This is a genomic window from Desulfovibrio sp. (genome assembly GCF_009712225.1).
GTDB lineage: Bacteria > Desulfobacterota > Desulfovibrionia > Desulfovibrionales > Desulfovibrionaceae > Desulfovibrio.
Map to the genome: position 1 here is coordinate 119,976 of NZ_WASP01000010.1, position 21,242 is coordinate 141,217.

Annotated in this window: 3 protein-coding genes; 1 reads left to right on the forward strand and 2 read right to left on the reverse strand. The window is 59.5% G+C overall.

Annotated features, from left to right (window positions below):
• Positions 1-54: 54 nt before the first annotated feature.
• Positions 55-387, forward strand: coding sequence for a hypothetical protein (locus tag F8N36_RS12960; RefSeq protein WP_291333237.1), 333 nt, complete (start codon positions 55-57; stop codon positions 385-387).
• Between the two features lie 130 nt (positions 388-517).
• Here F8N36_RS12960 and F8N36_RS12965 read toward each other — a convergent pair whose 3' ends face one another.
• Positions 518-4,069, reverse strand: coding sequence for an alpha/beta fold hydrolase (locus F8N36_RS12965; protein ID WP_291333238.1), 3,552 nt, complete (start codon positions 4,067-4,069; stop codon positions 518-520).
• Positions 4,066-21,027, reverse strand: coding sequence for a non-ribosomal peptide synthetase (locus F8N36_RS12970; protein WP_291333239.1), 16,962 nt, complete (start codon positions 21,025-21,027; stop codon positions 4,066-4,068). The genes F8N36_RS12965 and F8N36_RS12970 overlap by 4 nt, the downstream gene beginning before the upstream one ends.
• Positions 21,028-21,242: the final 215 nt, after the last annotated feature.

A 21,242-nucleotide genomic window follows, 5' to 3' on the forward strand; every position in this document is an offset into this window, starting at 1 on the left:
ATACAATTACATATATACTGCGGCGGCGGCATAAATGATTCCATTTACGTGCGAATGAATACAGCAGACACTTTAGCGCAGCCAGTGAACCATCAATGCAGGCTCAAAAGATTCACTTACAGATGCTTGAACGCTAAAAATGCGGTGGCAAATTTTTACTTGCCCAACAGCTGGTTGTCCCGCCATCCACTGGCCATTTCAGGTCAGCATTTTTTTTCGCTGCCGAGCTGGTCGCCCGGACTCTGGGGCAAAAAACAAAAAAATGCCGAGAAAAAACAGCCTTGCAAACTTAAACACGACTGTTTCACTACGGCAAATAAATTTCAAGTAAAAACTTTAGGGGTAAACAAAAAAAAATTTCTCAATCGTGAAAAATACCCTTCTTGACAACTTTTACCGTGCAAAACACGGCCTGAAAATTGATTTTAAGCTCTCTCTAAACAAGAATGTGCCTCATTTGACCTCGGCAACATCGTTACAACATTGTCAAGAAATTCTCCAAGGCAATTTCTAGACTTTATTTAGAGAATTTATCCGCGCCTTCCTGCTCCAGGTACTCGAGCATCAGTGCGGCCACATTTGTTACAAGGCCAGCAGAAAGCATGGATTCGTGCGTTCCCTGCGTCCAGCGCAGCGCAATATTCTCCTTCTTCAAAAAACGGTTCCAGCCCTGGTAATCATCATCCAGCAAAATCTGCGGGTTATTGGCAAAATCCAGGGCCCGTACCAGCAACACCTTGCAGTCCGAGGGGGTTGGCCGCTCGTAGCGGGCTGCGGCCAGCGCGTTGCCACGGTAGGTCAGCAGCAGGTTGTCCATCTGCACTGCACTGAAGCCAGCGGGCAACATCCCGCTTTTTTCGGCGCATTCCACCAGGTAGTCTAGCTGCTGCTCACGCGGCATGCTGCGCAGCTTTTGCGGATCAAAGGCAAGGCCCTGTTGCAGTATTGACTGCAACAGTTCGATATCGTCCTTGGCGGCCATCTGTTTTGCGCGGCTATTGTCGGCCACGGTATCAAGAATAACCACTGGCCCAAGGTTGTGGCCTAGGGCGGCGTGACGGCAGGCAGTTTCGTAGGCAAGCAGCCCACCAAAACTCCAGCCGCCAAAAATGATATCTTTGTCCTCAACCTTGAGGATTTCTTCCAGATAATAATCTGCAAGGCTTTCAACCGTGTGCAGTTCTGTGGTGATTGACGTGCGTTTCTGGCTAAAACCCGCCGCCTCCACGGCATACACCGTGTACTTATGGGCCAGATGCCGTGCCAGGTCGCTGTAACAAAACACGCTGCCACCTACAGGGTGGAACAGAAAGAGCTTTTTGCCGCCCGGACAGTGACAAAGCCTGATAACCGGACTTTCGCGCATTTCTGTCTTGCCCGCCAAAAGCTCTGCCAGCGCGGCAATGCTCGAATGGGTAAGCAGTTCGTTGACCGCCACATGGATGCCCAGCTCCTTTTCAATCATGGCAATTAACCTGATGGAAAGAATGCTGTGCCCACCAAGGCTGAAAAATCCCGCATCCGCATCTGTCACGTCACTGCCCAGCAGCCGCTTCCATATTTCGGCCAGCTTTTCTTCCACTGGTCCAGAGGGCATACGGCCCCCTTGCGTTTTTGTGCCGCCAAGGGGCGATGGCAGGGCTTTTTTGTCAATTTTGCGATTGATGGAAAAAGGCAACTCCACCATGGGAACAAAAAATTCAGGCACGCAATAGGGGGGCAACTGCTGCTCAAGATAGCTGCGCAAAAGGGCCATATCCACCTGCCCAACCACATAGGCGGCAAGGCTTTTGTCCGCCCCGGTGCGAAAGATATCGGCCACCACGGCCACCTGCCGCACACCGGGAAAACCAGCCACGGCCTTTTCTACCTCGCCGAGCTCTACCCTGTTGCCCCTGATTTTTACCTGCTGGTCTTCGCGCCCGCGATAGAAAGCAAGCCCATTCTGTACAAATCCATTGTCACCAGTGCGGTAATAGTGCTGACCGCCGTGTACTACAAAAGCACCGGGAGATGCGTTGTTCAGATACCCGCGTGAAACACCATCGCCAGATATCCACAGTTCGCCGGTTACGGAATCAGGCAGCTCACAGCCATTTTTGTCCATCACGTGAATACGCACGCCCTGCAGGGGCCTGCCAATGGGATAGGCGGTAAAATCCAGGTAATTATCCAGATCAATGCAAAAGGCGCTGCTGTCCACCGTGCATTCTGTGGGGCCATATACATTATAGAGCACCACGCTCTCATTGCCGGGGATTGCATAAAACTTGCGTATCACGTCGGGCCGCAGCACCTCGCCTGCAAGCAACACGGCTTTGAGCGGCAAGGGTTGGCGCTGCTCGGCAAGCCAGTCTGTAAGCACATTGAAAAAGGCGGGCGTCATGTCGCACAGGTCAAGCCCACGCTCGCGAGCGCAGGCGCAAAACAACGAGGGATTTTTGCGCTCCTCGTCCGAAAGTACATACAGACTGTTGCCGCAAAAGATGGAAACCGCCAACTGTTGCACCGAGGCGTCGAACGAAAGCGGTGCCACAAGCCCCACACGTGCGCAGTCTGCTGCATAAGGCCGCAGGGCGCGCAATATGTGCATAAGGTTGCGGTGCTCTACCACCACGCCCTTGGGAACCCCGGTAGAACCGCTGGTGTACACGATGTAGGCCGCTTGCGTGGGCTCGCATAAAGGCAAGTGCGACCCACCAGCTGGCGGCAGATGCTGCGCTCCAAAGCGCGCGCGGGGCAAATGCTGCTGGCTGCCGCCCGGGCGGATAACCACATCATACCGAAAAGCTTCATTTCCCGCCTGTGCATCGTTCTGCACTCTCCCCTGCCCAAGCGAACAGGGAGTGATTTCTACCTGCACAGGCACCGGGCTCAGTGCCGCCCATTCCGCAAAAAAACAGCGCGGAACAAAAAGCTCGTCCGAAGAATCGTGGCGTAGCAAGCCCGTCTGGTTGCCACTTGCAAGGGCATAGGCCTGCAGGGCCGCCCGCAGGTCGTCCTGCCTGCCCAGATCGCGCACGGCCCCCACAAACAGTATGCCCTGCGGCGTCAATAAATCCACTGCCTGGTTCAGCACCTTGCGCAGATAGTTGTAGCCGGGAAAGTTTTCGGCAACACCGTTGAGAACAATAACGTCAAAGGTCTGCCCTTCGAGAAAGCGTATGTCGGCGGCCTCCATGCGGCGGGACGTTACCACTGCGGGCACGGTAAAGGCAGAAACACGGCTCAGCTCGTTGCGAGCCAGATCAACGGCCGCATATTCACTGGCTGCACCGCCAAGGGCGCGAGCGACAGTGCCAGACCCACTGCCCACATCCAGCACCTTGCGACCCAATACATGGCCCAAGTTGCCCGCCAGGCCGCACTTTTCAAGCACGGCTGCGGCCATTTGGGTTAGTTCGTCCTGCGGGCAGGGGGCTGCGTCAAAATCGCTCTTCCAGCCCATGTCGCTGCCCGCTTCCGCCACCTGCTCCCAGTATTCGGTGCTTATAAGGCCAGAACCCTTCTCGGCCACGTCGTCGTAAAACTGCTCATCAAGGCACAGCACGTGCTGGATGCCGGGGTTTCTGTAATGAAAATACTCGGCATCACGCAGGCAGGCGCTGTCGGCAACAATCAGACTAGCGGGTTGCAGCATGGCCTCTTTGCGTGCCTGCGGCTGTTCGCGCTCTACGGGCAGATACACGGCCCCGGCTCGCATGACGCCAAGAGCAGCTGCCAGATAGAGCGCCCCACGCGCGCAAAGCACACCAACCACGGCCTCGCGGCCATAGCCGCACGCCGCAATAAACCGGGCGATGCGCTCCGACAAAACATCCAGCTCGCCAAAACTGAGCGTGCAGCCCCCACCGGCGAGAGCTGGGGCATCAATATTGCGCGCCACGATACTGCGAAACAGCTCCTCAAGCGTAGAACCCTGCCCAGCTGCATGGTCTGCATCACGATCTGGTGCAAAATCCTTGGGCAATCCCGCTCCGATGGATGCTGCATTCACAGGCTTGGTGCCAGCCTGGGCCGGGCTCTTTTTAAGGGGCGCGCTTAAGGAAAAATCCGCTAGCTTCATCATGCCATTCCTTCCGTAATGCTTTCGAGAAAGCGCCCATAATATTCCAGCCAGTTCGCGGCAGTTTCAGCCGAAAGCAGACGGGGATCGTACACAAAACGCAGCAGATAGGCCTCGCCCAGTTCCGAAACCGAACACAACAGGCCGTGGTCACCCTGCCCGGCGCAGCAGCCCGTGCCAACAAATTCAAAACCCGTGCTTAAACAAGCAGCCGATTGCCGGTATGCCCGACCGGCCTTGCCAAGCCTTATTGCGGCAAGCTCCGCCCTGGTGTGCGCCAGCAGGTCATCAAAGTCCATGTTGTCGTCCAGCACAAAATCCACAGCGCGGTCGGCAACCCCCACGGACACATGTTCCTGCTGGCTTACCCTGCCCATCAGCACCGCAAATATGGCCAGCAATACCGCCGCAGGGCTTGCGCCCTTTTGCGCAGCAAGCGCCATGATTGCCTGCCGCAGGGCTGCCGGAGCAACAACCTCGCAGGCGGCTGCGGGCACAGTACTTGCCGCACTTTTCGCTGCGGGCAGGGCCGAAGGCTCAAAATGCAGGGCTTCGTCTGCAGGGCTGGTGGTCATAAGCTCTAGAATACGCACATAATCAGCGGCCATGCGCTGCATGTCGGCCTCGCTGAAGAGGTCGGCGTAGTATTCAAGGGCAATGCCAATGTTCGTGCCCGTATCACTGGCAAAAATGGAAATATCCGTCTTGCTGGCGTGCTTGCTGAACCGCAGGGTTTCAAACATGCCCTGCCCTTCGGCGGCAAATTCAAAGTTCATGTACGAAAGTATCACTTCTGAAAGGGGCGATCTGTCGGGCCATGTGGTCTGGCGCAGATCGGCCAGCAGGTTGTTGAGAATGTAGCCCCTGTGGCGCATGCCCTCGTTGCTGATCTGCCGAGTGGCACGCAGCAGTGCTGCAAGCGGCTGGGTGGGGTCAACACTGAAGCGCAGTGGCAGAACCGATGCCAGCATGCCAGCAGTGTTAAGGTGCTCGCCGCGCCCGTCCACAGAAACGGCGATCACCACATCGTGCGAGCCGGTGTAGGCCTGCGCCAGCAAACTCCACGCGCAGAGCGATACCTGATAGTTGGTCAGCCCTGCCTTGCGGGCCAGAGCCTTGATGCCCTGCACAAGCTCTGGCGCAAGCTCAAATTCATACATGCCGCCCCGGCCAGTGTGCACCCGTGGGCGCGGGTGCGATGCAGGCAGGTTGAGCTGCGGCAGTTCGCCTTTGTAGATGCCCTGCCAGTAGGCCGCCGCCGCAGTATCGGGCTGCGTAACCTGCTGCCAGGCTATGTCCTTCATCTGGGCCGATACGGGTGCAAGCGGCAGGCCGTGGTACATACGGTACAGTTCTGCATTGAGCAGCGACATGGTTCTGCCGTCGCCAAGGGCGTGGTGCACGTCGATGAACAGCACCTTTTCGCCAATGTCTGTCACCAGCAAGATGGCCCGGAAGCCCCCTTCGTTGCGCAGGTTGAAGGGGAGGATAACTTCGTCCTTGTGCGCAAGATCGGCAATGCGCCTCTGCTCCAGCGTAAACCCCGCAAAGGTATGGATGACCATGGCCGGACGCTCTGCCTCAAAATCGCAAAAGCTCGTGCGCAGAACCTCGTGCCTTTCCACCAGTTGACCCAGTGCTGCCTCAAGACGGGCACCATCAACATCTGGCGGCATTACAAGAAATGCCGGCAAATTAAAGCCAAGATCACCCTCACTGACCATGTCGGCATACAGAATGGCGAGCTGTTCATTGCCCACTGGGTATTTATCGAGCACCGGGGTTGCTGGCCCGGCCTGCTGTTCGGCCCGCAGTCCGGCTTGTCCCCCAGATTGCTGTTCAGGCTGGTCGGATTGCTGCACGGCCAGCGCACAGTCAACAATGTCGCCAAGGCTGTCGCTTTCAAGCAGATCAGCCACGCTCAGCGAGATGCCCGCGTCTTTTTCCAGACGGTTTACAATACGCGTGGCGGCAATGGAGTCGCCCCCCAGATCAAAAAAGTCGTCATCTCTCGCAAGCGGGCGGTCATATCCAAGGCAGTCGCGCATGATTTCAAGCAGTACGGCCTCGCCAGAATTACCATGGCCCGCCTCTGCCTGTGACACAGTTTTGATGGCCGCCAGAGCGCGGTCAACAATGTCACCAAGGTTGTCGCTTTCAAGCAGATCCACCACATTCAGCTCGATGCCCGCATCTTTCTGCAGCCGGTTGACGATGCGCGTGGCGGCAATGGAATCACCACCCAGATCAAAAAAGTCGTCTTCCCTGCTGAGCGGTCGGTCGTATCCGAGACAATCGCGCATTATTTCAAATAGTTGACGTTCATCAACATCTGATACTACGGGTGCGGGAGTTGCATTGCCAGGCAGAAGAGTTTGACGCGCTTGAGCAGTCTGCCCTTCCTTATTCGGCAGGCCATTGAGGCTGAAGGCCGCCACGTTCTCGCCGCTCATGCCCACAACCAAAGTTTCCCGACCACTGCCGAGAGCCGTAAGCAGCACTTCAAGCGCCTGTTGCGGCGCAAGCATGCCTGCGGCTTCTGGTCCGTTACCCATACCTTCGCGGGCAGCCATGCCCACATCCGACCAGGCATTCCAACAGATGGAAAGGGCTGGCAGGCCAAGCCCCGCCCGGTATCGGGCAAACGCGTTCAAAAAGGCGTTGGCCGCCGTATAATCGCTCTGCCCCGGCGCACCCACAAGGGCCGTACGCGACGAGGCCAGCACAAAGAAGGCAAGGTTGTCGTCAAGGGTGGCCCGGTGCAGGTTCCATGTTCCCGCCACCTTGGGGGCAAGCACTGCATCGTAATCCTGCCTGCGGCTGGTGAGCAGGTACCCCCTGCCCGCCACGCCCGCCGTGTGAATGACGCCCTGCACAGGGCCGACCTCGCGCCGTATTTGAGCAAAAGTGGCCTCGACCTGTGCGGCATCTGCGATGTCGCAGCGATAGGCGTCAAAGGGTACCCCCGAAAGAGTGTCGGGCGTGGGTTGTCCGCTGCGGTGCAGCAGCACCACGCGCGCGCCGCAGTAATCGTAAATCTGCCGCGCAAGGGTTTGGCCCATGCCGCCAAGACCGCCGGTAATCACCACGCAACCCTTGCTGCTGGAGATGGGAACGGCCACGGGGGCAGGTTGCAGGCTGGCAAGCTGGCGCACGCGCACCGTGCCGTCGGCAGCCACCACATACGACCCGTCTATGTGCCCAAGGCTGGCCGCCAGAGCCGCCACGCTGGCAGCAGTGGCCGTTGGTTCAAGTTCCACATAGGCGCAGGAGATTCTGGGTTCTTCCCACGGCAGGCAGAGCAACGGCCCCTGATGCAGTACTGCACCCAGAGCGTCCTGCTGTTCGCCCGGCACAAAGGCCCCACTGCCCACCACTGTCACCCGCAGGGCGCTGCGCATGCCGCCACGGCAAACTTCCTGCAGCAGGGCGCAGAGCGGCCATGCGGCTTCCTGCGCATCATTTTGCGCACAGGACTGTATGGTTGGCAGACAGACCAGATGGTCTATGTCTGCGGCCAGAACTTCATTGGCGAGAGCGCGGGCGTCTTCTGTCTGCACCGGCCAGATGCCCTGAGCTACAACCTGCGGGCCGAGAGCCTGCTTCAGGGCCGACGCAAGCTCACTGCCCAGCCCGCCCACAAGCATTATCTTTTTGCTTTCAGCAGGCTGCGTACCAATCCCGGTCTTTTGCCAGTTGATGGCGTAGAGCTGCGGCCTGGGCACCTCCAAGCTTTGCACACTGCTGCGCAGGGCCATAAACACCATACCCCTGAGCTCCACCAGCGCTCTGCCAGAGGCATCAGCAACCACGCAGTCAGCCGTGATCATGCCCTGCTGACGCTCGGTAATGTGCACCAGCGCCCAGGTCTGAGCGGTCAGGGGGCTGTAAAGCCGCACCTCCTTGCAGGCTGCTGGCACAAAACCAGATGCATGGCGCAGGGCAAGGCTGGCGGCAATATCCATCATGGCCGGATGCCAGCGGAAGGTATTGAAATCAGACCGGTAGGCATCGGGCAGGCACAGCTCGGCCAGCAGGGTATTGCCGTCCTCCGCAGCCCAAAGGCGTTTGCGGCACTGCCAGCGTTCGCTGACCTGAAGCCGCAGTTCGCTTTGCGACACATCAGGCTGGTTATGGCCTTCAAAGTCCTGATCCGCCACTTCTGGCAGCTCGGCGCGCAAGGTCGCCAGATCGAGCGGGGCCGGAGCAAGCACGCCAGTTGAGTTCACCCGGGCACTAGCCGCCACACTCCAAATTTCGTCATTGCCGTTGTCGGGTTGACTGGTGTGCACTTCCACATTCAGGGCATTGCCCTGCTGCTGTGTCATGAGCACCACCCGGCACCCGGGGCCGCAGAGCACAGGCTTGCGCCAGCGCAGGTCAGCAATGGCAAGCGGAGCCGCGCCGCCAATCCAGCCAAGGCAATCCAGCAGGCCCATGCCAACCAGCAGGGGTGTGCCGTCAATTCTGTGTTCTGCCGCAGGCCAGAAATCCGGCCTTGCCACGGCCAGGGCAAAGGCCTTGCCGCTTGGCGTAACTACAGGTTCAGAAAGAAATTTCGCCGCAAACCGGGGCCATAGCGTGGTTCTGGCAAGGGGGGCGGCAGGCAGGTGCAGCCTGAACGCAGGTTTATCTGCGGGCCACAACAGTGTGCCCCCGGCAAGGCAGGCGCTGGCTGCCGCCTGCGCCTCTGCCTGCGTGGCAAAAAACGCGCCGCACTGCGCATCTGCCATACTTGCCTTACTTACGGTTGTGGCTGTCAGGCGGGCCTTGAGCTGATCAAGCAGCTCCTGCCGGGTGCGGGCCACCACAGCGGCGCGCACGGGCAGGGCATCGCGTCCGGCAATGAGCGTGGCGGCAATGGCGTGCAGGGGCCAGCCTTCGTTGCGCGCCACGGCCGCCGCCACAGACGCTACATACTCATGCAGCGCGGGCTCGTCCGGGGCGCTGAACACCACACACTGCCAGCTGCCGTCGTCCTGCGGCAGGGGTTCTGCCATGTGTTCGGCCACAATAACATGGGTGTTCACGCCACTGAGGCCAAATGAACTTACGCCGCAACGCCAGGGCCGCTCGTGCGGCGGCAGGAATTCAAGCTTTTGAGCAACACGCACGGGCGCGGCATCAAAATCAATGTGCGGGTTGGGTCGCTCAAAATGCGGCTGGGGCGGCACAAGGCCCTTTTCCAGACACAGCACGGCCTTGGCAAGACCCGCAGCACCGGCGGCGGCATCCAGATGGCCCAGATTGCCCTTGACCGACCCAATGAGCGCCTTTTGCGGCCGCGCGGCGTTTTGCCGGGCAAAAGCCCTGCGCAGTCCTTCAACTTCCACCGGATCGCCCAGCACAGTGGCAGTGCCGTGGGCTTCAAAAAACTGGATTTCTGCCAGATCAACGCCCGCATTCTGAGCGGCAAGGGCAATGACCTCACCCTGAGCCTCGGGGTTGGGCGCTGCCATGCTTGAGGATTTGCCGTCCTGGTTGACGGCGCTGCCGGGAATAACCGCATGGATGGCGTCATGGTCACGCAGGGCGGCATTAAGCGGTTTGAGCAGAAATACCGCCGCACCCTCGCCTGCGCCCACTCCTTCTGCGCCAGCGTCAAACGTTCTGGTCTGGCCAGAGGCCGATTCGATGGCAAAGGCCGCATCTGCCTTGACGGGCAGATCAATAATATGCGCGCCGCCCACAAGGGCCACGGCGCATTCGCCTTCGCGCAGGCTGCGGCAGGCCTGATGCAGGGCCGCCAGCACCGATGAGCAGGCCGTATCAACGCTGGCCGCAGGGCCGTGCCAGTTTTTCAGGTAGCTCAGGCGGGCCAGCACATTGGAAGGCACGTTGATGAGATAGGTCTGCTCCGCCAGATCGGGAAAGGCCCGTGTCACGGCTGTCTGGAACAGGCGCACCGGGCTTGCCCCAACAAAAACACCCACATCGGCACTTTCAAGGGCGCTGCCGCCGTAGCCCGCATCGTCCAGAGCACGCAGGGCTGTTTCAAGGAATACTCGCTGTGCGGGATCGAGCAAGCTGGCGTCGTTGGGCGACAGGCCAAACCTGCGGTAATCAAACGATGAAATGTCTGAAAGATAGGCCGCCTCGCGTAGTTGTGCTTCGTCAAAGGCAAGGCCCACGGCGTCGAATATCTGCCGCGTTTCGTTACGCCGTTTTTCTGGCATGGGCACGTTCATGTCCGCGCCGCAGGCCAGATCGCGCCAGAAGCTCTCTGTATCTGCGTAGTCGCCCAGGCGCACCGCCATGCCGATAATGGCAATGGACGCTGTGGTTGCGCGGCGGTTTTCAACCGCACTGCCCGCCTGTTGCGAACGCGCGATAAAGGCAGCCTGCGCGCGAATGGTGCTTTCTGAAAAAAGACCGGCCAGAGTGAATATTCCCGGCCACTGTTTGTCCAGCAGGGTGTGCAGACGCACCAGCAAAAGCGAATTGCCACCAGCGTCAAAAAATCCAGTATCGGGCCCTGCTTCAACCTCTGGCATGACCTGCCGCCACACAAGACGCACGGCCTCGAGCGGCGCCCCGTCGGCATCTGCCTGCGGGATTGGTGTTGCAGCTACCGCGAGGTCAGCATCTGCCCCACCAGATTTTTCAGCATGAGGGCCAGCATGGGGACCAGCCAGCAGGGGCTTGCCCTGCAAGCGTTTGCGATCGGCCTTGCCAGAGGCGCTCAGCGGAATGTCGTCCACCACAAAAAAACGTGCCGGATGCATGTATTCTGGCAGCAAGACCGCAAGTTCAGCGCGGATACCCGCCAGATCAAGCCGTGCGCCGCCCTGCGGCAACAAAAATGCCTCAAGCGCCTCGTATTCGCCAATGCGTCCCATGCGCACTATTGCCTGCGATACACCCCGGCAACGTCCAAGTGCCGCCTCGACCTCGCCAAGCTCAATACGATAACCGCGAATTTTAACCTGATCATCGTTGCGTCCAAGATATTCAATGCTGCCATTATCCAGCCATCGTCCCAGATCGCCCGTGCGATACATGCGGTTGCCGGGAACAAAGGGATCATCCATAAACCGCAGGGCCGTAAGGTCGGGCCTGTTCAGATAGCCTCTGGCAACCTGTATGCCAGAAATGTAAATCTCGCCCGTTACACCCAACGGCACAGGGCGTTTGCCCTCATCAAGTACATGCAGGCGGGTATTGCTCACCGGGCTGCCAATGGGCACGGTGTAGGGTGGCGTTTGCAGGCAGGGCTGCCACGATACGTCCACCGTTGCCTCGGTGGGGCCGTAAAGGTTGTGCAGCTCAGCGCGTAGCTGTTCCGCCTGCCGCAGGGTATTCCAGCGGGCTACCAGCTCGCGGGGCAGAGCCTCGCCACTGGTGAACACATAGCGCAACGATTGCAGCTTGCCCGCCTCCAGTGGGTAGGCGTCCAGATAGTCGAGAAAAGCCCTCAGCATGGAGGGAACAAAGTGCAGCACAGTAACTCGGCGGGCCTCAATGGACTGCACGATCAAAGCAGGATTTTTTTCCGCACCGGGCTCAAGCAACGCAAGACTTGCGCCCTGCCACGACCACCAGAACAACTCCCACACCGAGACATCAAAGGTGATGGTGGTTTTTTGCAGCAACACATCGCCCTGCCCGATGGGAAAGCGCGACTGCATCCACAGCAGGCGGTTGGCAACGCTGGCATGTTCGATAAGCACGCCCTTGGGACGCCCGGTGGAACCTGATGTAAATATCACATAGGCCGGTGAATCAGACGGTAATATATCTGCCTCGCGGGCAGAATCCACGCCTCGCGTTTGCACGCCAGCAGCCAGGGCATCAAGATCAGGCGAGAGTATGCGTTGGCCGCTCTGCGCGTTCTGGCAGAATACTTCTGCAAAACGCGCCTCGCACAACACAGAGCAAGGCCCGAGGTCTTCAAACACAGACTGCAGACGCTCGGCGGGCAAGGTGGCGGCAAGCGGCACATACACTGCCCCAAGCCGCAACACGGCAAAAATGCAGGCCAGCATGGCGGGTGAACGCTCCACGCACACGCACACATACTGACCACGCTCCACGCCCTGCTCTTGCAGCCATTGCCACAAGTGATCTACCTGCGCATTGAACTGCGCGTACGAAACAGCCGTGCCTGCGGCGTCCAGTACTGCCGGGGCATGGGGAGCACGGGCGACCTGAGCTCGAAAACGGCTGTCCATGTCGGCGGTGATATCCAGCGGTTCCGCCGTGTCATTAAAGCTGGCGAGTTCTGCGCGCTCCTGCGCTGACAAAATATCCAGTTCGACCAGAGGTTTTGTATCATCAGCCAGAACAGCGTCCGCAAGGGTACACATGCGCTCGGCCATGCGGCTGACTGTCTGCTGGCTGAAAAGCTCGGTGCAGTATTCCACATCCACCGTATAGCCACCGTCCGCCTGCTCTTTGAAGTAAAAACTCAGGTCAAACTTGCTGCTCTGGTGCGGCAGGGGCAGAGGCTCCATGCACAGGGGTGCACGGCCAAAATCGTTCCAGCTTGCGCCTTCCAGCGCGACAAACACGTCAAACACCGGATTACGAGAGGCATTTCTCTCGACCCCCACAGCTTCGATAACTTTTTCAAAGGGGCAGTTTTGCGCGGACAACGACTTTTTGAACGTGGCATCCACCGTACCTGCCAGTTCGGCAAAGCCACCCTGAGTGTTCATGCGCGCCCGCACCGCAAGGGTATTCACAAACAGCCCAACAAGGCCCTGAACCTGCTCGTGTTCCCTGTTGGCGACGGGGCAGCCCACGATAATGTCGTTCTGCCCGGTATGGCGCAGCAAAAAGGCATCCACCAGAGCCATCAAAACGGGAAAAACTGTTACCCCTGCATTCCGCGCCCAGTTTTTTAGGGCGAGGCTGCGCTCAAGCCCCAGATCAAAGGCAAACACCGAGCCTTCAAAACGCTGCACAGCAGGCCGGGGGAAATCAAGCGGCAGCCGCAAGCGTTCTGGCAGAGGCACAAGGTCGGTGCACACCTGCTCCAGCATCTCTGGCTCACGCTGCGAATCCCACAGGGCGTAGCTGGCAAAATCCAGCTCCAGAGGTCGCCACTGCGGGGCCACTCCCTGCAGCACAGCGGCATAGGCCTCGTTGAGTTCGCGGGTAAAAATTTCTGCCGACCAGCCGTCAAAAATAATGTGGTGGAAGCAGAACAGCAGAGCGTGGCTGCCTTCCGGCTGCGGGTACAGGGCCACGCGCACCAAAGGCCTTTCCAGCCCAAGCGGCAGGCTCATACCCAGAAAAACGTCATCAGTAAGGGGCGTATCGTAGCATTCCAGTCGCAGGCTGCCAGCAGGGGCAAGCCTTTGCTCCGGTGCGTCCAGAGCAACACGCAGGCGCAGGGCGTCGTGGCGTTCTTCAAGCAGGGTAAGGGCCTTTTGCAGCGCCACAGCATCAACGGGACCGCGCAGCCGGGCGGCAAAGGGAATAACATAAACCTGCCCGCCCTCGTGCAGCTTTTGCATAAACCATATACGCTGCTGCGCTTGCGACAGGGGGTAGGTTGCAAGCCCCTCCGTTTGAGGAATAGCAGTATCCGCTTTTGCCAGACTGCCAATGCGGGCGGCAAGAGCACGCGGGCTGGGATAACCCATAACATCCTCAATACCCACCGCCACAGAGAGGCTCTTGCTTAACAGCGAGAGCAAACTCATGGCTATCAGGCTGTGGCCGCCAAGCTGAAAGAAATCCGCATCCACAGAATCTACAGAACAACCGAGCACGGCGGCGTAGGCAGCACGCACGGTTTCCGCCAGTTCCGCCACGTCCTTCCTAGGTGGAACCGGGGCTTGCGCGGCTGGTTCTGTAGTATCAACGGTGGTACTTTCCGTCCCGGTCTGCCCTGCTCCAAGATTTTCTGCGCCCGCCACTTGGTTATTTGCCGCTTCTTCCAGCGCAAGGCAGGTACGCCCGTCTCCAGATGCCGCTGCCGCAAGCACCGCATGAAGCCCGTTTCGCAGCGCAAGTGCCCGCTCTTCAGGTAAGCGTTCGGGGTCATACAAAAAGCGAAAGCGCAGATTTACGCCTGGAATAACCGAAATACCCAAGGCGTAAGGCAACTTTTCAAAACCGCGCATGTCGCACAGCTCAACACGGCTACGATCAAAACGCGTATCAACAGGATAATTTTCAAAGACCATCAGGTGGTCGAGCAGATTTCTGCCCATTGCCGCCAAGGGCACATAGCCATAACGCATTTGTTGCAGATTTTGCTCTTTCACCTGGGCCAGAAGCGCGCCGAGGGAATCGCTGGCGGACCAGCGCGCCCGCAACGGCAGGGTCTGGATGAACAGCCCCACGGCAGACTCAATACCCTCCACTTCTGCAGGACGGCCCGAAGTGACCACGCCAAAAACCACATCGCGGCTGCCATTATTGACGCCGCCAAGCACAATGGCCCACAGGGCCTGCACCAGAGCAGAAAGCGTCACGGCCTCTGCCGTTGCCAGTTTTTGCAAACCTGCACTCAGGTTCTCATCCAGCTCAAGCTCCACGGTCAGGGGCTCGGTAAATTCTGCAACAACTCTGCTATCAGTGCCAGTCTTAGGTTGGCCAACGCCTGTCAGCCCCCCAAAATTCTGCAACAACTCTGCCCAATAGGCCCGCGCGGCCCTTTCATCAAACTGCGCACGCCAGCGGCTGTAGTCCTCAAGCGGAAAAGGTTCGGGTAAGCACGAGCTGGCAGAAGTGGCATCGGCCCCGGCCAGGGCAAAAAGTTCACGCAGCAGCACGCCCATGCACCAGCCATCCATAAGCAGATGGTGGAAGCACCAGCTCATGACCACGCGGTCTGCACCCCGGCGAAAAAACCGCGCCCGCAGCAGAGGGCCGCGCTGCACGTCAAAGCCGCGTTGCCGCTCTGCGCGCAGCAGGGCCTGGGCCTCTGCCTCGGCTTCAGCTTCCGGCAAGTGGGAGAAATCGTGAAACTCAAGGCTGGTGCGGGCCTTACGCAGCACCACGCGGTAAAATTCGCCTTCCACCGGCATGGGAAAGAGCGAACGCAGGCTTTCGTGCCGCGCCATGAGAGCTTCCCACGAGCGCATGAGTGCAAAAATATCCACTGGACCGCGAAAATGAAATTCCACCTGCTGGGTGTAAACCCCCGACTGTGCAAGCAATGACTGGTACAACAGTGGCGCATGCCCTGCATCAGGCTGCGCAATGCGTTCCACATCTTCTGGCTGGCAGCGGCCTGCCACAAAAATGGCGTCCAGCGTCTGCTGCGGCAGGTAGGCTGGCAGGGTTTTGAGGGCGGTAATCCAGCTATCGAGCAGCCCGGCAACCCAGGCTTGCGGCAGGCATGCAGGGCTGAACCACGCCCCGAGATGCAGAGCCCCCTGCTGGTCAAAGTAGGCCGATATTTCGAGCGGCGCTTCGGCCTGCATCTGGCTGTGCACAAGTTCGGGAACAAGCCCCGGCGCAAGGGCCGAGAGCACCAGCGATGCCTCGTCGTCGGGCTGCCCTGTCATGCGGCCAAGGTAGTTGAAGGCAATCTGCCCCGCGTAATCGAAAGAATCGGGGTCGCCTTTCCGCAAATAGCCGTAGGCATTGCAGTTTTCTGGCGTAAAATGCTGTGCAAGCCACGGCCCCACGGTCTCGCGGGCCTGTGCGCAGGTCGCGGCGGGCTCAAGCGGCATGGGGCAAACAGCGGTAAACCAGCCAAGGCTGCGGCTGGAGTCAAAACCCGGCAAAAGTTCATCGCGCCCGTGGCTTTCAAGCGTTACGCGCACGGCTGCCAGCTGCCCCTGCGCGTGCAGGGCGCAGGCCAGAGCGGCCAGCAGGTCGGCTTTGGCATCGGGCGAATACTCAAGCCTGAAGCCTTCTAGCTGTACCAAAGCGCTGGTGCGATCCTCTGCCCTGTCTTTGCCGCCCGGCAGTAGTGCGCACAGCGGGCCTGCGGGTACGGCGCAGGCATCACGCCAGAGCGTGCGCTGCTCAGCGGAGGGAAAAGCACCGGCCGCCACAAGTCGCTCAACCTCGCGCGCCCGCAGGGCAAGGCCTTGCGCCTCGCGCAGGCCCTGATTCTGAAAAAGCCCCATACGGCAATAGTGCACAAGCTCCTGCCGCAACGCCTCGAGCGACAGCGCGTCCACCACAAGATGATGCGCCGCCAGTACAAGGATGCGCCTGCTGCCCTGCTGTGCAAGCACAGCCCCCAGGGTATGACCGGCTTCGGGATTGAGCCTTGCGGTGATGCGGGCCACGGCCTCGCGCAGCATGGCAGTCTGCCCTGAGGATTCGTCAAAATCGCAGTAGTCCAGCTGAATCTTTTGCGGCTCGGCCAGCACGGTGGCGTGATCGGGCGCAAAGGCCATGCGCAACGATTCATGATTTTCGGGCAGGCCCAGTAACCATGCTTCAAGGGTGGCGGTTGGCACATCCTTGCGTATTTCCAGCGGCAACAGCATAAAAAACTGCTGCCAGTGCCGGGGGTGCGCCGCAATAAAATGGTGGGCAAAGGGCAGCAGTGGCACGCGCTCGCCGGGGGCAACCGGCGTGTAGTCCACATTTTGGGCTGCACCTGGGGCCGCTGCCCGGCTTTCCAGCAGGGCGCAAACATCCGCAAAACGGGGCTTGCGCAAAAATTCTGGAGCGCTGAGTGTAGTGATACCGCTGCGGCGCAGGATGCCCGTAATCTGGATGGCCTTGATGGAATCGCCCCCAGCGCGGAAAAAGTCGCTGTCTTCCGATACCGTGCCGGTGGCGCCGGGGTGCAGAATCTCGCGCCAGGCATCGGCCAGCACCTGCCGAGGATTACGCCGGGCAATCCCCTCGCATGCACGGCGCATGCTCTGCGCCAGCTCTTGCAGCAATGCCGGGGCATCGGACACGCAGCCCGAATCGTATTCAAGCACAATGCGCGATGCTGCCCCGGTCACCAGCGTAAAACTTGCCGTAAGCTTGCTTGCCCGCAGCTGAAGCCCAAGCCTGCGCACATCCACGCCCGCTGCGGGCACTGGGTCAAAATGCGCGTGCGTGGCCAGAAATTCCGGCACAATATCTGCCGCGCCGTAACGACTGTGCTCAATGGCCTGCCGCATCTGGTGGGCGGCATCGGCCACGGCGGCGCTGTCTTCCTGCCCTTCAAGCCTCACGCGCAGTGGCACGGTATTGACGTAAAAACCGGCGGCGCAAAATTCGTCCTGCGTTTCTCGCAGGCCCATGGGCACGCCCAGCAACAAGTCCCTGCGCCCAAAGCGGCGGCAAAGGGTACGCCCAGCCAGAGCCACAAAACAGGCCAGCACGCTCGCGCCAGAAGTTTTTGCCAGCGTTTCAAAGCACCGGGCGGTTTCCGCATCAATATCCATGGTGGTCATGGCGCCGGTGCGGCTGGCGGCACCAGCAGTCTGATTTACCGGCTCAACACGGGGCTCAAGCACCGATTGCCAGTATGCGGCGTCGTCCGCACAGGCAGGCGAAGCGGCATAGTCGGCCTGCCTGCGGCAAAAGCCCTCCTGTGTTGCCAGTGCGCCATGCACAAGGGGCTCCCCGCGCAAATGCCGCAGGGCATTTTGCAGCAGAATTTCAAGGGTTTCGCCATCGCCTGCCACATGGTGCACCAACACCAGCACCTGTACGCAGTGGGGCAAGGTGGCAGCCACCAGGCGTACGGGCAGCTCTGCGCGCAGGTCAAAGGGCGTGTGTATCTGCCCGTCAAAAAAGGCCGCTGCCTCGTGCTCGTCGGTAAAGGCCACGCTGCGCAGGTACACCTCGCCCTTGCCGCGCTGAAAATGGGGATTGTCTATATCACCCGCCACCGTGCAGTGAAAAAGCTCCTGCGCGTTGGCGGCCCTGCGCAGACCTTCAAGAAAATCTGCTGTTTTTTCACCCCGCAGTTCAAGCAGCAGGGGCATATTGTAATCTATGGAGCCCTCGTTGACCTGCTGGTACGCCCAGATGCGAAACTGCCCCATGCTCAGGGGGGCGGTATCAATGGCCGCGCTGGCCGATTCCACCCTGCCGTTGCCAAGTAGGGCTTCCACATCAAACAGGGTTTCGCAGCTCACAAAGCTGCGAAAAGAAATATCCACATTATAGGCTTTGCGGATGGCGTGCAGCAGGGACATGGCATTGAGGCTGTTGCCCCCCTGCTCAAAGAAGGTTTTTGCGGGGTCGTAGCTGCGGCCAAGAACGCGTTCAAAAATGCCCAAAAGGTCCGCGTCCACCTGCCGCCCGCCGTTCGCATGCGCCTCGCCCTGCCGGGCGAGATTTTGCAGCGCCTTGCGGTCAATCTTGCCAGTGGGGGCAACCGGCATGGCCTCCAGCACATGCCAGGCAGAAGGAATCATGTACGGAGGCAGGCTGCCCCGGCTCCACACAACCACAGACTCAATGGTTGCCCCGGGCTTGAGCACAAAAAATGCGGCAAGGCTGGCCTGTCCGCCAGCATCCTTGACGGCCAGCACGGCAGCCTGGCTGACGGCCTCGCAATTTTCGAGCAGGCAGGCCACCTCGGCCAGTTCCACGCGGTTGCCGCGAATTTTCACCTGATCGTCTGCCCGCCCCAGCAGCAGAATTTCGCCCTTTGACGACCACAAGGCCAGATCGCCCGAGGCGTAAAACCGCGCGCCACCCTCCTGACGCAGACACATAAAGCGCTGCCCGGTCATTTCAGGCTTGTTGTGGTAGCCAAGGGCCACGCTGGCCCCGCCAATCCACAATTCGCCGGGCATGCCCGCAGGCAGTTCGTGCCCGTCGGCACTGCGGATGGAGAGCGTAACATTGGGAATGGGCTGCCCCACGCCAATGGGCTGCGGCTCAAAGGGCGATACTTCCTTCATGGCCGCGCAGACGCAGGTTTCGGTGGGGCCGTAGGCGTTGAAATAGCGCAACGATCTGGCGTAGTGCAGGGCGTCTGCCGCCACCGGCGGTTCGCCTGCGGTGATGAGCACACGCAAACCGGGAAAAGGTTCGCCTTCAAAAAGATTCAGATACGAGGGCGGCAGGGTTACCACGCTGATATCATTATCAATCATGTACTGTCGCAAGGTCCAGGGTGCATTGCGGCACTGGTCGCTGACCGGGTACAGCCCGGCCCCGGCCAGCAGGGCCATGAACATTTCTGACAGCGAGGCATCAAAAATGGGGGGCGCAAACTGCAGAACCCGGTCGTCTTCCTGCACGCCAAATAGTTCTATCTGCCCCTGAATCATGTTGGCAAAGCCGCCGTGGGGAGCCAGCACGCCCTTGGGCTTGCCCGTGGAGCCAGAGGTATAGATGAGATAGGCTCCCTCGGCGGGCAGGGGGGCCTGCGGCAGGGGAATCAGGGGTGACTGGCGGTAGGCAAGGTCATCGAGGTCAAGGGTAAGGCTTGCCCCGGCGTCTTCCACTATATAGGCGAGACGGTCGGGGGCGGCCTTGGGATCTATGGGCAGGTACACCGCGCCCAGCCGCTGGATGCCCAGCACAACCTCGGGCAGGTTGGCCGTGCGGCGTGCCGCCACAGCCACAATATGGCCCCGCCCAACGCCCCGCCCCGCAAGCCATGCGGCACAGCGCAGGGAATTTTCGCGCAGCTGCGCGTAGGTTACGGCATTGCCCCACTCATCCTTTACTGCGGTTCGCGCAGCAAATTTTTCTGCCGTGGCGTCAAACAGCTCTGGCAACGAGCGGATGTCATAGCTCCTGACCGGGCCGTTGCGCCACTGGGCAAGCTCCTGCTTTTCCTCATCCAGCAGATAATCGAGCACGGGCGGCTCAACACCTGCGGCCAGCTGGGCAACCACGTTTTCAACCCGTGCCACAAAGCGGTCAATATCCCTGTCGCTCAGGTGGTTGCGGCTGTTGCGCACGGTAAGCGAAAAACAGCCGGTGCGCAGCTCCTGCATGACCAGCATGCCAAAAAGAACGGGTTCCTTGGCGCTGTGGCGCTGCTCGGCCTCCACAATGGGAAATTCTGGCGTGCCGGGCGGTGTATTGGGCAAAAAATTGACAAAGGTATCGGCCAGAAAGGCAAAATTGCGCCCTTCAATCCTGCGCGCCGCCAGCTGGTAAGGCGTACGTATATGGCGGTAAAACGAAGCATTCTGCGCGCTGATGGCCTCAAGCAGTCTGGCAAATGTCTCGTGGGCAGCCACGTTTACCAGCAGGGGCGGCAGCGACATCATGGCACCCTGCCTGCGGTAGAATACCTTGCGCTCGCCGTAGGCCACCGGTGCAAGAGCCACGACATCTTTTTCGCCGCTCATGAACGAGACGATCAGCGAATAAATACCCGTAAAAAACACCGCAGGGCTGACCTTGTGAGCGGCGATAAGCGCTGCTGCCGCCTGCGAGGCCTTTTCAGACAGCACGTATTTTTTATGGCGGCTTTCACCGAGCACATCGGGGCGGCCCGGCAGGGCGCGCAGCAGCCTTTTTTCCGGCAGGCGGGCAAGGTGTTCTTCCCAGAAAGCCATGTCTTTTTCAAAACGTGGTGAGGCGCAGTGGGCCTGATCCTCAATGTAAGCTTCGTCGCAGGGGCATGGCTCGCCCAGATCTGGAGTTTCACTGCGGGCTAGCGAAGCATAAACATTTGCAATAACAGCAATATGAAAAAATATGGCCAGCCCGTCGAGCACAACATGCGAGCACTTTATGGCGACTGTGCAGGTTGAAGGGCCTGTAAGCACCAGAGCGTAGCGGATGAGGGGATTTTCTACGGGTTCTTCAAAAAACTCGTCGATCATGCGGTCGGCGGCAACGGCTGGGTCTGGCTGCGATGCCGCGTCCAAAATGCGAAAATCGGGCTCGTGGGGCTCGCCCAACAGAAAACGGGGTTCCTCCTCGTCCTGGCACAGCGAGGCCGCGGGCAGAGGCGTAAAATGGAGGGTGCAGCGAATGGCCTGGCGTAGAATCTCGGGGTTGAGCATGCCATCTATATGGTAGCATCCTCTGATGGAGGTTTCGGCATAGTCTGACAGGGCTGCTTTAGCAGAAAGCCACAGTTCCTTTTGACAACCGGTTAAAGGCACAAACTTTGCCATTCCGTCCCCCACTGCGGCATTTATTCGATCATATCGCCATCCTTTGCAAAATATCTTACAGTCTGGATATTAGCAAGTTTTACATATACTTTGGGCGGTTTTTGCCGTAAATTGCAAGCCGCGACAAAACCCGGATACAGCGCAAACCGACTATCTCGCCGGCCCACTTATCCGATGCTCTGGTTCGCCAGAATTGTGAAATTGCCGAAATCCAA

Bases quoted from the DNA above. Each gene is read 5' to 3' on its own strand.
- F8N36_RS12960 (WP_291333237.1), top strand. From the start codon at position 55: ATGAATACAGCAGACACTTTAGCGCAGCCAGTGAACCATCAATGCAGG.
- F8N36_RS12965 (WP_291333238.1), bottom strand. From the start codon at position 4,069: ATGATGAAGCTAGCGGATTTTTCCTTAAGCGCGCCCCTTAAAAAGAGC.
- F8N36_RS12970 (WP_291333239.1), bottom strand. From the start codon at position 21,027: ATGGCAAAGTTTGTGCCTTTAACCGGTTGTCAAAAGGAACTGTGGCTT.